Below are 16,136 nucleotides of genomic sequence, written 5' to 3' on the forward strand. Positions count from 1 at the left end.
AGCGGGATGGCTGCCGAAGGAACGCAAGGAGCGGCCGGAAGATTGTTCCCAGGGGGACCGGGCTCCGGAAAAGGCAGCTGCCGATGTCGCGGCCGGAGCAATGCTGGACGCCTACCGTTCATTCGGGGACATTCACACGCTCACCGCGGCGGGGGTCCGAGACCATTCCATCCGGAAACCAGGTCGCTACGCGATCAGAAGGGTGCGACTGATCAATGCTTATTTGTGGAGTAAAAGCATCGCATGATGGCGGGGTTGCAGTCATCGAAGACGGTCGCCTCCTTTTCAGCGTCGAAACCGAAAAGCTGAACAATGGAGAACGCTACAGTTCCCTCGGGGACGTCGGCCGGGTGGCCGAAGTACTGGCCACCGAAGGACTTTCGCTGGCCGATGTGGATCAGTTCGTCGTGGACGGGTGGTATTCGCAGAGCGACGAGGGCGTTCCGGCAGTAGAACTCGGCGATGGCGATCGTGAGGTGCGGCTGCGAGTCGCCCCGTACGTCGAAGGACCGGGCGATGCCGGTGTTCTGCAGCGCCACACCTTTACCAACGAAGCCTTCGGCGGTGCGCGAGGCTATGCCAGTTATACCCATGTGGCCCACCACCTCCTGGGGGCCTACTGCTCAAGCCCGTTTGCCGCACGGAGGGAGGACGCGTTCGTCCTGGTCTGGGACGGAAGGATCGTGCCTCGTCTGTACCGGGTGCAGGCGGCCACCCGCGAGGTTTCCCTGGTGTCGGCACTGATGCCCGTCACGGGAAACAGCTTTGCGGATTTCAGCGCACACTTCGGCCCGTTCCGCCGTGACACCAGTGGAATGTCGCCGGAACAGCAGATACGTCATCATCTCTCCATCGCCGGAAAGGCGATGGCATACGCCGCCCTGGGGGATGTCGAGACTTCCGCCTTCGCGGTCATCGACGATATAATCGTAAGGTTCCCTGACATTACCACCGAAAACGCCGATGTGCTGGGTTCTAAACTCTCCTCGAATCGCGACGAGCTGATTCCCGGCCTGTCCGACGCGGATATCATCGCAACGTATCAGGCGTACCTGGGTCGCAATCTTATCCAGCGACTCATCAGTGTGGTGGAACGACGCTTCCCTGGCGGTGGCCGGAATCTTGTACTGAGCGGTGGCTGCGCACTCAATATCAAGTGGAACACCGCTGTTCGTAGCAGCGGAGTATTCCAGGAAGTATTTATACCGCCCTTCCCCAACGATGCGGGAGCAGCTATCGGTACGGCTGCCTGTGAAATGTTCCGGCGCGGACGCATCGACCTGGATTGGGAGGTCTTCAGCGGGCCGGCGATCGCCGTGGGCGAACTCCCTGCCGGGTGGCGGGCCGAACCGTGCGATGAGCGGCAGCTGGCCGGCATTCTGCACGCGGAAGGTGAGCCTGTGGTGGTTCTTTCCGGGCGTGCGGAGCTGGGCCCGCGCGCGCTCGGCAATCGGAGCATCTTGGCGACCGCGACCGACCCCCGGATGAAGAACCGGCTCAATGCCATAAAGAACCGGGCCGACTATAGGCCCGTCGCGCCCATTTGCCTGGAGGACCGCGCTCCCGAGGTCTTCGAGCCCGGCACACCCGATCCTTATATGCTGTTCGAGCACCGTCTCCGTCCAGAATGGGCCGAACGCGTTCCGGCTGTCATACATCTGGACGGTACGGCCCGGCTTCAGACCATCTCGCCGACACTGGACTCGGCCACCGCCCGTATTCTCGCCGCATACGCAGAGATAAGCGGGGTGCCGGTGCTCTGCAACACCAGTGCAAATCTGGAAGGGCGGGGGTTCTTCCCCGACGTCGAATCGGCGGCACGATGGGGCGGAACTCGATACATCTGGTCTGACGGTGTCCTGTACACCGGCCACGGCACCGGCGAGTAGGAATCTTCGCCACAGGAGAGCGACTGGTTCGCTTCGCACTTTTTATGCGTGCGAGAAATGCTCATTCCGCCCTGAAGTATTTGTGAGGTTGCCTTGAAGATTTCCGAACTGAAGTTCTTGTCGAGCGAAGAGCAGAACCGGGTCGTTGCCCTGGGCAGGGGTGCTGAACACGAGGTTCCGTTCGAGAAGACGATCCCCGATGTGTTCCGGGAACAGGCAGCGGCCTCTCCCGGTGTCCCGGCGGTGGTGTTCGGTGAGGACCGGCTGACCTACCAGGAACTGAACGAATGGTCGGACAGGGTGGCTCATGGACTGATGGAGGGCCACGGGGTAGGACCGGAACGCCTCGTCGCTCTGTGCTTCAGCCCGAGTATGGAGATGACTGTCGCCATCATCGCGGTGTGGAAGGCCGGCGGCGCATACGTCCCCATCGATCCGGAGACACCGGACGAACGTGCGCGATACATACTTGAGGACAGCGCCTCGTCCGTGGTCCTGTGCGGCGAGGACCACCGCGGACGGATGGAGCGGTTGGTATCGCCATCAGGCAGTACGGCGGTGAGAGCACTCGATGGTCCGTGGGATCGCCATCATCCGCGGGATGGCCATCAGCAGGACAGCGGTCGTCCGGTTCCGCAGTGCGCTGATCTCAGTGCTGCTGATTCCGCTTACGTCATCTATACCTCTGGGACGACCGGCACCCCCAAGGGTGTCGTGGTCGAGCAGCGTTCCGTGGTGAATCAGGTGTGTGTCAGCAGCACCCGCTACGGAATGACGAGCCAGGGCAGCGAAGTGGTGCTGCAACTCCTCAACTACGCGTTCGACGGCGGCGTGTACCCCATGATCCTCGCCTTGCTCACGGGAAACACGTTGCTGCTGGCACCCAGCGAGTTGTGGACACGGAGCGAACGGTTCACCGAGTACCTCGGGACGCACGGGGTCACGCACATCAACGCCACTCCGACCCTCTTCAAACACGTCGGCCTCGGCGAAGTACCCAGCCTGAAGCGTCTGGTGGTCGGAGCCGAGGCACTGGATGTTGCGTGCTTCCACGAGATGACACGGGCGAACAAGGTGCCTGTCTTCAATGAGTACGGGCCGACGGAAGCCACCATCTCAACCGTCTCGCAGCGCGTGCGCGAACTCGATCTGGCGATCGGCCGCCCCCATGACAACGCACATGTACTGGTGCTGGACGAAGCGTTGCGACCGGTCCCTGTCGGTGCCATCGGAGAGGTCTGCCTCGCCGGTCCGGGCCTGGCACGTGGCTATCTCAATCAGCCGGCGCTGACCTCGGATAAGTTCGTCGCGAACCCGTTCCAGACCGATGCGGAGATCGCCGATCCGGCCCATGGCCCCCATGGGCGAAATCACCGCCTCTACCGGACCGGAGACCTCGCGCGTTGGCGCTCGGACGGAGTCCTGGACTACGTCGGCCGCAACGACTCCCAAATAAAGGTCAGAGGCTTCCGCGTCGAGATGGCCGAGATCGAGGAAGTCATTCGCTCGTATCCGGGCGTGCTGGACAGCGTGGTACTGCCCGGTGCCTCCGGTGATCGTCAGGCAGAGGGCGGCAGCGTCGACAGCCTCATCGGCTACTACGTCGCCGAATCCCCCCTGGATGTCACGGGGTTGACACTGCATGTGGGACTCAGGCTGCCTTCCTACATGGTGCCCCAGGCGCTGGTGCAGATCAGCGAGCTCCCCATGACGGTGAACGGAAAGCTTGACATCCAGGCGCTGCGCGATCTCCAGCCCGATTCACGCGGCACCGCCCTTGCCCCGCGGACGGAGCTTGAGAAGCAGCTGCAGACCCTCGTTGCGGAGATCATTGAGGCCGAGCCGGACACCATCGGGATGGAGGACGACCTGTTCCGCCTCGGCCTCAACAGCATTCTGGTCATGAAGCTGATCGCTCGACTCGAACATGATCTGCAGATCGAAGTCAGCATCGCATCGCTGTTCACCTACCCGACGATCAAGGAGCTCGTAGCGAGTCTCGATTCTTCCGATAGCTGAGAGGGCACTTGATCTAGGCGTATTGCCCTGTATGCCCCAGTAGGTTCCTCGCCAGGTTGGCGTGGTCTCGTCCGTTATGCGCTTGGTGAGGTTGTCGATCGAGGCGATGTGGATCATGGCTTCGGAGCTGCTGGTGAGGGTCTCGTAGTCGCGGGCGAGTCGGCGGTGCATCATGATCCACCCGATACTCCGCTCTACTACCCAGCGCCTTTTCACCACGTGAGATCCGCGCTTCTCCGGGTTTCTGTTGACGACTTCGACGTCGATTCCCAGACGGGCGCCGTGCTCGACGACGGCGTTCTTGAAGCCGGTGTCGACCCAGCTCTTGGTGATGGTTGGGTACTTCGCCTTTGCCTGGTCGAGGAGGCGTATTCCCATGGCGTTCTCGGAGAGGGCGGCGCTGGCGACGGTCACGGCGAGGATGAGGCCGATTGTGTCGGTCAGGATGCCTCGCTTCCGGCCGACGATCTTCTTCGCAGCATCGGTACCCTGGCCGGTCAGGGGTATGTCGGTGGAGGTCTTGACGCTCTGGGTGTCGATGACGGAGGCGGTCGGCTCGGGCTTGCGGCCTTCCTTTGCGCGGGCGAGTCCGGCGAGATCGTAGTTGAGCTGGGTGAGGATTCCTTCGTCGCGCCAGGCGGCGTAGTAGAAGTAGACGGTGCCGTGGCCTGGGAAGTCGTGCGGGAGATACTTCCAGGGGATTCCGGTGCGGTTCAGATAGAGGAGTGCATCGAACACGTCACGCAAGTCGACTTTGGCCGGCTTTCCTGTTGGCCGACGTGCGAGTCGGGCGTTTCGCCAGGCCGTCAACGTCGGCTCGATCAGGGCCCATCGGGCGTCGGACAGGTCACTGGGCTACGGCTTGCGCTCGCTCACGGCACAGCGTGATCATGAGCATGGCGGAGGGCTCGGTTCCGCTCGAAGTCGGGCGGTTCCAGGGCATTTTCAAATCAGACGGGTTTCCGAGTATGGAAGCGCATGAGATGGACAGCCGGGTGCACGGGATGACGGAGAACGTAAGACTGCTAACCGGGTGAAGGCGCCCAAAGCGGGGCACGGCCAAGACTCGCATACCGGACGAACCCTACGTGAACGCCCTCTGAGCACGGTTAGTTGGTGCGCGGTGTAGCACGGCACACTGTGGCACATGCCACCTTCCGACAGTGTGCAGCGCGCACGCCGTGACCTCGGCGCCAGGCTCCGTGCGCTGCGTACCAGCCAGGGCGTCACCGGCGAGACCCCAGGTGCCGCCTGCGGCTGGAGCTCCTCCAAGATCAGCCGAATCGAGACCGGATTCAGCGGCATCACCGCAACCGGAATCAGAGCTTGGACCGCCGCGTGCGGCCAGCCGGAGGCGGCACCGGAACTGATCGCGATCGCCGAGGGCATCCAGCACATGTACCTCGAATGGCGCGAGATGGAGCGCGCGGGCCTGGCCAAGGCCCAGGAGCACGTGATCCCGCTCTGGGACGAAACCGAACGGTTCAAGGCGTACGCCATCGACTACATCCCCGGCCCCCTGCAGACCGAGGACTACACCCGAGCCGTCCTCGAAGGGATCCGCACCCGGCGCGGCCTCAGCGGCGACGACCTCGCCCAGGCCGTGCTGACCCGGGCCGCGAAGCAGAAGTACTTCAAGAGGGCGACCTTCCGCATCGTGCTGGAAGAAGACGTCCTCTACACCCGCTACGCCGAGCCGGCCGTGATGCGCGACCAGCTCGCCCGGCTCATACAGTTCGCCGACTACCATCCCTCCCGATCACGTCGCGACGTGGGATCTCCCGCAAGACCAGGCAACACCGGCCGCGGCTCGCGATCTGGTCCGCACACAGCTCAGAGCCTGGGGGGCGAGCGAGGAGACAATCGAGGGCACTGAGCTGATCGCGAGCGAACTGGTCACGAACGCCGTTCGCTACGGCACCCCTCCGCTCAAACTCCGCCTCCTACGCGACCGGACCCTTACGTGCGAGGTCCACGACTCAAGCCCCGCTTCCCCCCACTTGCGTCACGCTCGTGCGAGCGACGAGGGAGGCCGCGGTCTGTTCATCGTCTCCCAGCTCGCGACCCATTGGGGCACCCGGCACGGACGTGACGGCAAGGTCTTGTGGACCCAACAGAAACTCACCCTCGATGAGAGCGCTTCAGACCGGGGGCCGAATAGAGCTGTCTGACGACTGACCCGCCGGCCTTGTCTGCCTAACGTGGGACACAAACGACCCGCGCGGGGCGGTATCCATGCACGGGGCAGTCCGACTGCGGCGCCGAGGCCACGGATGACCGGGGGTGTGGACTCGCAGGTCAGCCGTCGGTCCGGGTTGGGCGGAGGAGCAGGAGAGCGATGCGGTCGTGGCCGGGGCCTCCTGCCTGGCGTGATGGCTGAGGCCGGGGTAATCCGGCTGACCGGCATGCCGAGGACGGAGGCCGGGCCTTGCCCCGAATCTTGGACACGGGTTATGCGGCTTGTACCAGCGTAGTTGGTGTGTGCTGGAGGGCGTTCTCGAAGGCGATTGGTGATTGTTGGCCGAGGCGTGAGTGTCGGCGTCGGATGTTGTAGCGGTGGAGGCATCGAAACGCGTCCGACGATGCACCTCTTCCGAACGGCGGTCGCGGGGACCAGCCAGCGGTTCCTTACGCCAAGCCTTGTGCGACCCCCGCCTCTCGCTGCAGCACCGCTCACGTCGGCGGTCAACGCAGGGAGTCCTCGCCACTGTCGGCGCGGCCACGACCGGCCCGGTCCTCGATATACCGGGCGAGGAACCGCGCGAGCCCGCGTTCCGCGCGAGCGAGCAGATCCGGGGAGGGGGCGCCATAGGCAGGCGCCTGGAGGCCGCGCACCTTGGGAGCCGGGACAGTGGTGCCCGTGGATCCGCGCATGCGGCGCCGCCTCTCCATCTGGTGGTGCGTCCGACGCTACGCAGCAACGAGGCAGGCCCTCAAGGAAGTTGCAGAAACTTGCAGAAATTCACTCCAGGGTGTCGTGTGCGGCCTGGACGAGGGCGTGGGCCTCATCGCTGTGCACGGGTGTGGGCATCCTTCGCCGCCTGCCGATACGGAATCGAGGTACGCGATGTGAGCTGGCTTGGTTGACCTGTCCCCGCACGTCGAGTTCCCCGCTCGGGGAGACGAGGAGGCCTTCCGGCTCCCGCAGCTTTTCCCCGGTTCTGAGACCCATCAACTGCGGGACGAGTTCAAGGCGCTACTGGATCTGGGAAAGCGTGGGGCTCTGATCATGTCCTCGAACGGGCGCCTCCACCACGCCCAAGGCCGGTTCCCACGCGGCGACGCAAGCGCCGCCCACCGGGCTCTGTCACGCTCCGAGTGTGAGCGCTTACCTATCTTCAAATAGCTGAGACCATAGTAAATGATAGTAACTTTCGACGACCTCTTGTGATCCGACAGCAATCGCTTACATGCTGACGTAACAGCTCACCCACCACTTCGGTGCCGTGACCAAAGGAGTTACCGATGCGCTCTACCCACAGGCCCTGCGTCTCGCCGACGCCCCCTTCCGAAGCACACCGTCGATGCCATCTCGCAGGAGCCGCCCGCGCTCCCGCCGCACCCGGGAATCAACACAGTCACCGAGACCCACGGCGGCCGCCCGGACCTGAACTTCGCCATCACCTTCAACTCCGCTACGGCCGCATGCCCTCGTTCGGACTTCGCCGCACCAGCGAGGCGTCGTTCCGGCCGGAGCTCGACGGGATCGCGGGTGGAGCCCACCTCTACTGCGGGCGACAGGAAGTCTGTTCACACTGGACGCCCTTGTGTGAGCCGAGGGCCTGACGCCTGCCCAACGATCTCGCGATCGGCCCCACCACCAGCGGTGGCTGCACCACGCGACACAACCGCCGCTCTTGTACGACCGCGGGGTCTCACCCGCCGATGTCACTTCATACCTTGCCTGCCCGACGGGGCCCTCGCGCGCACCGCGACCTGCACGTGCAAGGCAAGCACGAACCCTGCCCCACACCACCGCCGCGCAAGCCTTCGAGGTGCCCAGACCGGACTGCGCGCCGTGCATCTCTGCCCTCCATGCACGATCGGCGGGCCCACGGGCAGACGCCCCAGCTTCCTCCTGCTCCGGTAGCACGAGGACGGGATCCGGCCCGCAGCCGTCGCCCCGGCGGACGGTCACCACCTACGTGCTCCTACCCCCCTGCAACACAAGGGCCGTGAAGCGGCCGACGAAACGGTGACCAGGAAGGAACACCGCATCGTCACGGTATGAACAGCCCCGCCCGCGCAGATACACGCACGCCGACACGTCCAGCAGGACGAAGAGGAATCCCCTGCAGCACAAACCGAGGAGACACGATGAAACTGCGACGCATTGCCACAGCCCTCGGCGCCGCCGCCCTGCTTACATGGGGTAGCGCTGGCCAGAGCTGGGCCTCGACGCCAACGGTTCGCTGGACAACGGGCGCGCCCGGGCCGGTCACCGGACTGACACTGCCGATGTCGGTCGACGCTGCCCCTGACGCGTCCGGCATCTACTTCGCCTACTACACCACCCTTGAGAGCGGCACCCGCCCCTACGCAGGCTTCCAGCCCAAGCCCGCCGTAGACGGAAAGTCCATGCTGCTCGCCATCTTCAGTTCCTTCAACGCCAAGGCCACCACCGCCGACAGCAACTGCAGGTACGGCGCCGACGGCGGCGCGGGGGTCAGCTGTGCCGTCCAGTTCCCGTACACCAAAGGCAAGATGTACAGCATCGTCCTGGATCGAGTGAGTGACGACGGCACCACCCAGCTGATGAACGGCGACGTCGTAGACACTGCGACAGGCACGCACTTGGCCCACATCGGCAGCTTCCGGCTACCGGTTACCTCAGGCCGATTCAAGCCCTCGGACCAGGGCTTCGTCGAACCGTATCTACCCGCAGGCTGCGCACAACAGGTCACCGTCACTTACGGCCAGCCCATAGGAAGGGAGGGGGGAACTTCCTACAACGGAGATCTGCCCAGCGTCACTGACCCCGCCTCCGGCAGTTGTCTGAGCAGCACGTCGACCGATACGAGTGCGGGCCGGAAGGTGACCGTGACGGGCGACACGTACCAGCCCGTCGGCTGAACTCCTACGGCGCAGGTCTGAGAAGGGTGCACGACCGGGAGCAGCGAAAAGCTAGGCCCGGGCCCCCGAGAGGCAGCCATGTCACACGGCCCCCAGGGGTCGCCAGGTCCCACATACGTCCCACGAGATCGTGGGACGAGCGCCTGGAAGACTGCGTTTTCTCCCCACCGGCCCGAACCCGGCGAACGACACCGCCACCGCCAGCTGCACCGTCCTCACCGGACTGATCATCACACAACGTCCGCTGACCACCTCCCACAAACAGGCACACCCAGGACCTCCAGCTCCTGCACCGAAGGCGGATGCCCACTTCAGGAAGTCACCGACCAGCGGGGCTGTCGTGGACCATGGTTTTCAACGCCCCGCTAACGGTGTCGAAGGCGACGAAGGCGACTGGTCCGAACTGTGGGGCTGGTGCGGGATCGGCCGGCGGCGGCTTTGGCGGCACGGGCGGATCGGCCGCACCGGCCAACAGCTCCCCCTCTACCAGGAGATCGAGCTGGCCCCGGCCCCGCAGTACGCGCACGCCGTCAACGAAATCGAGGTGACCTTCCTCGCCACTCCCGGCGGCATGGAGGTCGTCTTGGAGGCCGACAAGCGCGTCGGCCTCTTCTCCGGCGGCCACGACGCGGTCACCCGCTTCATGGTCGGCCACGACGGCGTGCACCACCAGGACTGGGACACGCTCGTCGACGGCTGGGTACGCCAACTGCTCGAGCGCCGCTCTTCTTACGGCGCGCACGACGCGTACGGGCATGATGCCTACGGGCACGGCGGCTACGGCCAACACCACGACGACGGCCCCCACCGCTCCGGCCCCGGCATCGGCACCGTCGTCGCGGCCGGCGCCGCCGGGCTCGCCGTCGGCGTAGTCGGAGGCATGGTCGCCGCCGAAGTCGTTTACGAGGTCGGGGACTTCTTCGAGGGCGACGAGGACGAAGGCGGCGAGGACTGACATGTTCGGGATCAGCGAGATAGGTGTCGTCCTCATCGTGATCGCGCTCGTGCTCGCGGTGAAAAGACTGCCCAATCTGACCCGCAGCATGGCTAAATCGGCCCGCATCCTCAAGGCCGAGGCCAAGGCCATGAAGGAGCAGTAGGACGACGCCCCCACAGGGTCGTCCCCGGCGAGACGGTCACGTCATCCACACCCCAGCCCGCTTCCGGTCGGGAACCCGGGCACCCCAACGCCGATGAGCAGAAAGCCGGTTAAGGAGGCATCAAGCCGCTGGCCAGCGGCAATACTGAAAGAGGCGAGGGCCCGTCTCCGGGTCCTCGCCTCGTGATGTGAGGAGGCATCTGGTGACGGGCATCGGGACGGGGCTGCGCAAGCCTGAGGTGAAGCTGAAGTGGGACCCAAGCTCCTGGACGGAGCCCGCCAGGCACCTCGACATCGTCGCCGCGACCTACACGCAGGACACGCCGCATGACACGCCGGCCAACGTCGTGCACACCGAAAGCCGTTCCCCGGACGGCACCATCACCATGCTGCGGCACAGCGAGACGGGGCTCGGCCTCGGCTTCGTCGAGATCATGCAACTCGATCTGGACCGGATGCATCCGTCATACGGCCGGATCGTGGTCGGCGTTGTGATCCACCAGGCCGCAGGCCGGCGGATCTTCGGTGACATCACCCACGCGGGCGTGGTGATTGTCGACGGATACACCGAGTTGCTGGCCGACGACTTCGCGCAGGTCGCTGACGCGACAGCCGCGACCGTCGCCGAGTTCGTCCGCGACCGTGACGGGCAGTGGCAACTGCACGAGCGAGTCCAGGGCTTCGACAGCGATCCCACGTCCTTCCCGTACGAGATGGGCAAGAACACAGACGCCTGAAGCCCAGCCACAGCGCCGGTCACCACCGTGCGCCACGCGCTCTCGGCTAGGAACTGGCCCATTCCACGAACCTTCGCTTCGAACGGTGAGGTTCCCTGGCCGGCTCCTGCCTACCCAGCGCCGGAGTCATGCAGTGCTCGCCGACCGCCCCGCTTGCGCTGGGCTCAGAACCACATCACAACACGCCCCGGCAGAACCGGCACGTTCCGCCGGCTCCACCTCATCCATCTTCTGGCCATCCCCCACCACGTCCAGGCCGCCCTCCCCACAACCGAGCAAGACGCCGAGACGTCACCAGCGTGGTCTGGGTTCCCCTCGCTCAGGCCACCCGCCACCACCTCTACCCCGCCATCGGCACCGCGCTCACTGAGCTGACCGAGCCCACCGACCCGCCCAGCGACGTACTACTCCCCCGATCACCGACCAGACGTACACCTGGCGCTGACCAAACGGGCGGGAGCCGGGAACCGCCATACCGCGCAACAGACGCGAAGGCCGAGGCTGCCACGAAGGGCGCCCGTCAGCCGTGTGGGAGTCCCCTGGGACTTTTCTGGGACTTCCAGCCCCCTAAACCGGCACGAGCATAAGAGAGCCGAAAGCCCATTCATGCAGGTCAGCGGCCCACCGCATGCCCATCACAGCAGGTCACGGCGCTCGCTGGTCTCTTCCGGGACAAGTCGTAACACGCCGAGGTCCGGGGTGTGAGGGTGACGGCCAGAACACTTGACTGCCTGTAACCGACGATTGCGCTCTGGAACAATGAGGAGGCATCAGTTCGCACCATCCAGCTGGAGTAGTGCTGTGACATCACGCCACCCCGCCCTGATCGCGACCGCGCTCCTGGCGACCGTGCTCAGCGCGTGTACAAGCAGCACGACCTCGCAGGGCGATGCCAAGCCCTCCTTTTCAGACTCCGCGAACACGCCAGCCTCCCCCGCGCCGGGCACCCGTGCCGGCGGCAGCGACGGCCTTTCCCTGACCGAAGCCATTGCCAAGATCCCGACCGGCACCGAAGCACGCGAAGGATACGAGCGCGACAGCTTCCACCACTGGATCGATGAGGACCAGGACGGCTGCTCCACCCGCAACGAGGTCCTGCTGGATGAGGCGACGAACAAGCCCGGGCAGGGCGCCCGGTGCGCGCTGGACGGCGGTGAGTGGCGCTCGTACTACGACGAGGAAACGGTCACCGAGGCGCGCAAGCTCGACATTGACCACATGGTGCCGCTCGCCGAAGCCTGGGACTCAGGGGCATCCGCCTGGGATGCGAAGCGCCGCGAACAGTACGCCAACGACCTGGGTGCCGAACCCTCGCTCGTCGCCGTCACCGCGAAGACGAACAGGTCAAAGGCCGACAAGGACCCCGCGCAGTGGCTACCCCCGCCGAATCCGCGAAGTGCACCTACGCCGCCGACTGGACCTCGACGAAGCTCCGCTGGAAGCTCACCGCGGACAGCAAGGAGAAGGCCGCCCTCACCGAACTCGCCAAGGCATACCCAGACACCGTCGTGACGTACGAAGTCGCCCCGTAGACATTGGTGTTCCGGCCACGATCCGAGTGCCAGGTACAGGACGGCGATGCCCGGCCCGTACGGCGGGCGTGGTCGACATGCAGGATCGTCCTCACCTTGGCGGCAGTTCGCACCCTCGACGAGGCCGGGCTGAGATAGCCGTGTGCCGTGTGAGGAGCTGGAGTAACCGACGTCCTTATGCCAAAACGCCTGCGCTATGCGGGGCGAGCATGCGCCTCTCGCACGGCTTGGCCGTTCCCTGCGGCCCACCTCCGCTGCGCGGAGAGCACCCGGGCCGCCACCGCCCACCCAGTTACTGCGCCGGCTCACCTCCGCTCGCGCGGAGAGCACGGCACGTCCCCCACGCTGACCGGTCATGATCGTGGCTCACCTCCGCTCGCGCGGAGAGCACGTCACCCGTTCGGGGGCAATCTCATCCCGCCACGGCTCACCTCCGCTCGCGCGGAGAGCACATCACGAACTCGATCGGCTTCTTCGTGATCGACGGCTCACCTCCGCTCGCGCGGAGAGCACACCGCCCGTCAGGGCCGTGGCCGGCCGCTCCTCGGCTCACCTCCGCTCGCGCGGAGAGCACTGGACGGCCTTGGCGATCGTGCGCCAGGACAGCGGCTCACCTCCGCTCGCGCGGAGAGCACATCGGCGGACGGTCATCCCATGACCGAATCCGCGGCTCACCTCCGCTCGCGCGGAGAGCACTGTCAGTTGGTGGAGCCGAGATCCCACGTGTACGGCTCACCTCCGCTCGCGCGGAGAGCACGCCGGGGGCTCCAGCGGCGCGACGTCGGGCGTCGGCTCACCTCCGCTCGCGCGGAGAGCACTGCGCAGGCCGTAGCCGCGTTGTTCGCGCTGCCGGCTCACCTCCGCTCGCGCGGAGAGCACTTCGGCTTGCCCTTGAGCAGCGCCCCCGTCGCCGACTCACCTCCGCTCGCGCGGAGAGCACGCCCACCGGCTCGGCGAACCACTGCCCGAGACCGGCTCACCTCCGCTCGCGCGGAGAGCACACGGCCGCGAGCGCGACCCAGATGCTGCCCTGCGGCTCACCTCCGCTCGCGCGGAGAGCACGGGGCGGGCGTTCTGTGGCGGGCGTCAGAACTCGGCTCACCTCCGCTCGCGCGGAGAGCACGAGACGTACGTGCCCTTCCAGGACTCCTCCGACGGCTCACCTCCGCTCGCGCGGAGAGCACGCCGCCGACGCCAAGGCCGACGGGCCTCCGGACGGCTCACCTCCGCTCGCGCGGAGAGCACTCGGGCCCGGTGCGGGGGTAGGCGTTGGTGAGCGGCTCACCTCCGCTCGCGCGGAGAGCACTGGGAGCACACGCCGATCCGGCAGATCGCCTGGGGCTCACCTCCGCTCGCGCGGAGAGCACAAGCTCGACGGCACCGACGAGATCGACCGCAACGGCTCACCTCCGCTCGCGCGGAGAGCACGGCCGGCTGCCCACCCTGCGCACCACCCTCGCCGGCTCACCTCCGCTCGCGCGGAGAGCACGACCCGGTCGAGAACTGGGAGTCGGAGGGCAGCGGCTCACCTCCGCTCGCGCGGAGAGCACCCTTCGCCACCTGCACCTACAGAAGCCCTTTGCCGTTCCTTTGCCAGGGGTGACGGCGCATCATGCTCTCCCTCGTCGACATACTCATGCTCGGGCAGGGCAGCCGCATGGGCCTGCCCCAGGCTCGTCGGTAGGCGAAGCTGGCGAGGAGACTACCCCTCTCGCAGGAGAAAAGCGGCCGCCGGCCTTCAGCTGTCCTCGATGATGAGCGGGCGAAGGATAGCCACGAAGACCGTGTGTAGTAGCACAGCAGTCCGGGTGCCGTCCGTCGCACGGCCGCTGAGGACGCAGCGCTCGTGAACGTCAGCACCATCAACTGCCTTGGGGTGTGGTGCAGACGTGTCGGCCTGGGCGCCGCCCCAACACTGCGTGCTCCACCAACCGGAGACCAACAGGCGGACCTCGGTCCAGTACGAGCCGATGATTCCCATCCCACTCAACGTCCGTCGTGTGCTGCTTCCAGTCGGCTCGCGGCCCGCTGGAGTCGTACCAATCAGGGCCCTCAGCGGCGACTTCCTGCCAGTCGATCGAATAGAGGCTGGCGCTGCACCGGCCGCACGAGCACTAGTTCCGCGGTGCTGAGTCATCCCTCCGATTCCCCCGAACCGGACCGCACTTGGCTCTCTCTAACAACGGCTAACACAATGACGCGCTGAGGTCCGTCCCTAGAGGTGTCCCGGTTCGCCGGTCTCGACGAACCGGGTTAGGACCTGCTCCAGCTGCTCCAGAAACTGCCGCAGGCCATCGACTACGCAGTCGAGCTCAGGCTCGTCCTGCGATGCTGTTCGCGTCCGGTAGACCGCACCGCCAGGGCCGACGACGTAGGACTGGCCTCCTCCGTTCGAGCCGATGACCAGGCCGCGTGCCTTCTGATCTGCGCCCATATCGACCGGGCCGTACTCCCCAAGCTGCAGAAGGACATCCTCTGCCGCGGCGATGAAGTAGCCGTTACCGACGTCCGCCCACGTGACCTCACCGATGCTGTCGTAGAACGTGACCAGGTCGTCATTAGCGAGACTCACTTGGGTAAGCCGACGAACCGCGGCCTGATCGTCGTGGTCGGTCGGCCGGATCTCATTGGCGCCCGGAGGGTAGCCGTGCCGTTGCTCGAAGTCGTCGGTCATTGCCTTGAGGGTCTCGGAGACCCTGCTCATCCACGAAGCCAGCCAGGCGTGTGAAAGTGAACGGTCACTCATGAGAGCGGAGCATGACATGCGCCGCAGACATCCATGGTTTACCAACCCGCTGTTCGGGGTCAGCGCAGAACCCTGAGCTGTCGGTGGGTGATGAGGCAGCAGGCGAGTTTGAGGAAGGCGTCGTGGATGTCTGCTCGTCGCTCCCAGCGGATGCGGAGGCGTTTGAAGCCGTGGAGCCAGGCGAAGCTGCGTTCGACGACCCAGCGGTAGGTGCCCAGCCCTGTGCCGTGGAGGGTGCCGCGGCGGGCGATGGCCGGCACGATGCGGCGTTGTCGTACCTGGTCGCGGTAGATGTCGTGGTCGTACCCGCGGTCGGCGAAGAGTGAGTCCGGCTTGCGCCGTGGGTGCCCGACCCGGCCTCTGATGGGTGGGATGGCGTCGATCAGCGGCATGAGTTGGGTGACGTCATTGCGGTTGCCGCCGGTCAGGATCACGGCGAGTGGGGTGCCGTGTCCATCGGTGATTAGGTGGTGTTTCGATCCGGCTCGGCCACGATCGACCGGACTCGGTCCCGTCCGGTCCCCCCTTTTATGGCTCGCACGTGGCTGGAGTCGACCACCGCACGCGACCAGTCGAGGCGGGCCGCCGCGTTGAGCTCGGCCAGCAGCACTTCGTGCAGCTGCTGCCAGACGCCAGCCTCGTTCCAGTCTCGCAGTCGCCGCCAGCAGGTCATGCCCGAGCCGAAGCCCAGCTCCTTGGGCAGGTACTCCCACTGGATGCCGGTGTGCAGGACAAAGAGGATGCCGCACAGCACCTGCCGGTCCGGTAACGGCCTGCGGCCAGGGTGTCTGAACCGGCGTTCCTTGCGTGGCAGCAGCGGCTCGATCCGCTCCCACAGGTCATCCGACACGATCCACGGCGAAGCCCCCATACCCGGCACAACGCTGAACTCCTGACGCGGACACGGTCAACAGGACCGATCCACGTCATTGTGATAGCCGTTGTAAGGGCTTGCCGGGAATCAACACGTCGGTTTGATCTTGTTGTTGTCGAGGTCGAGGAACCTCGCGATGTCAGTCGGTGTGCGGAAGCGGGCGGTCG

General features: G+C 65.6%; 7 protein-coding genes, 6 pseudogenes and 1 CRISPR repeat array. Of the genes and pseudogenes, 9 read left to right on the forward strand and 4 right to left on the reverse strand.

Annotated elements, in window-relative coordinates:
- The first annotated feature begins 215 nt into the window (after positions 1-215).
- The gene (locus tag AB0L33_RS33565; protein WP_365687377.1) at positions 216-1,889 is read left to right on the forward strand and encodes a carbamoyltransferase N-terminal domain-containing protein; all 1,674 of its coding nucleotides are present in this window, start codon (positions 216-218) and stop codon (positions 1,887-1,889) included.
- Positions 1,890-1,982: 93 nt separating this feature from the next.
- Entirely contained in the window at positions 1,983-3,908 is a 1,926-nt protein-coding gene (locus tag AB0L33_RS33570; RefSeq protein ID WP_365687379.1) for a non-ribosomal peptide synthetase, read from the forward strand.
- 39 nt (positions 3,909-3,947) lie between these two features.
- Here the strand turns inward: AB0L33_RS33570 and AB0L33_RS33575 are convergent.
- Positions 3,948-4,754: pseudogene (locus AB0L33_RS33575) on the reverse strand (IS5 family transposase); the annotation flags it as partial.
- Positions 4,755-5,055: 301 nt separating this feature from the next.
- Between AB0L33_RS33575 and AB0L33_RS33580 the strand changes: the two are divergent.
- Positions 5,056-5,784, forward strand: coding sequence for a Scr1 family TA system antitoxin-like transcriptional regulator (locus AB0L33_RS33580; RefSeq protein WP_365687381.1), 729 nt, complete (start codon positions 5,056-5,058; stop codon positions 5,782-5,784).
- Positions 5,666-6,079 (forward strand): annotated as a pseudogene (locus AB0L33_RS33585) (ATP-binding protein); the annotation flags it as partial. The gene AB0L33_RS33580 and the pseudogene AB0L33_RS33585, both read left to right, overlap by 119 nt.
- A gap of 514 nt (positions 6,080-6,593) precedes the next feature.
- Here AB0L33_RS33585 and AB0L33_RS33590 read toward each other — a convergent pair.
- Positions 6,594-6,782, reverse strand: coding sequence for a hypothetical protein (locus tag AB0L33_RS33590; protein ID WP_365687382.1), 189 nt, complete (start codon positions 6,780-6,782; stop codon positions 6,594-6,596).
- A 1,443-nt stretch (positions 6,783-8,225) separates the two neighbouring features.
- Here AB0L33_RS33590 and AB0L33_RS33595 point away from each other — a divergent pair.
- The 5 genes and pseudogenes from AB0L33_RS33595 (at position 8,226) to AB0L33_RS33615 (ending at position 12,349) form a co-directional block, all read left to right on the forward strand.
- A complete protein-coding gene (locus AB0L33_RS33595) occupies positions 8,226-8,981 on the forward strand; it encodes a hypothetical protein (RefSeq protein WP_365687384.1) in 756 nt (251 codons plus the stop codon).
- Between the two features lie 445 nt (positions 8,982-9,426).
- Positions 9,427-9,936 (forward strand): annotated as a pseudogene (locus AB0L33_RS33600) (sporulation protein); the annotation flags it as partial.
- A gap of 1 nt (position 9,937) precedes the next feature.
- Positions 9,938-10,078: pseudogene (locus tag AB0L33_RS33605) on the forward strand (twin-arginine translocase TatA/TatE family subunit); the annotation flags it as partial.
- Between the two features lie 205 nt (positions 10,079-10,283).
- Entirely contained in the window at positions 10,284-10,817 is a 534-nt protein-coding gene (locus tag AB0L33_RS33610) for a TerD family protein (protein WP_365687386.1), read from the forward strand.
- A 759-nt stretch (positions 10,818-11,576) separates the two neighbouring features.
- Positions 11,577-12,349, forward strand: a pseudogene (locus AB0L33_RS33615) (HNH endonuclease family protein).
- A gap of 241 nt (positions 12,350-12,590) precedes the next feature.
- Positions 12,591-13,899: a CRISPR direct-repeat array (repeat unit 28 nt; unit sequence GGCTCACCTCCGCTCGCGCGGAGAGCAC).
- Between the two features lie 665 nt (positions 13,900-14,564).
- Here the strand turns inward: AB0L33_RS33615 and AB0L33_RS33620 are convergent.
- Complete coding sequence (locus tag AB0L33_RS33620) at positions 14,565-15,023, reverse strand: SMI1/KNR4 family protein (protein WP_365687388.1); 459 nt, start codon at positions 15,021-15,023, stop codon at positions 14,565-14,567.
- Positions 15,024-15,154: 131 nt separating this feature from the next.
- A pseudogene (locus AB0L33_RS33625) lies at positions 15,155-15,966 on the reverse strand (IS5 family transposase).
- Between the last annotated feature and the right edge of the window lie 170 nt (positions 15,967-16,136).

It is taken from the genome of Streptomyces sp. NPDC052299, assembly GCF_040679335.1.
GTDB lineage: Bacteria > Actinomycetota > Actinomycetes > Streptomycetales > Streptomycetaceae > Streptomyces.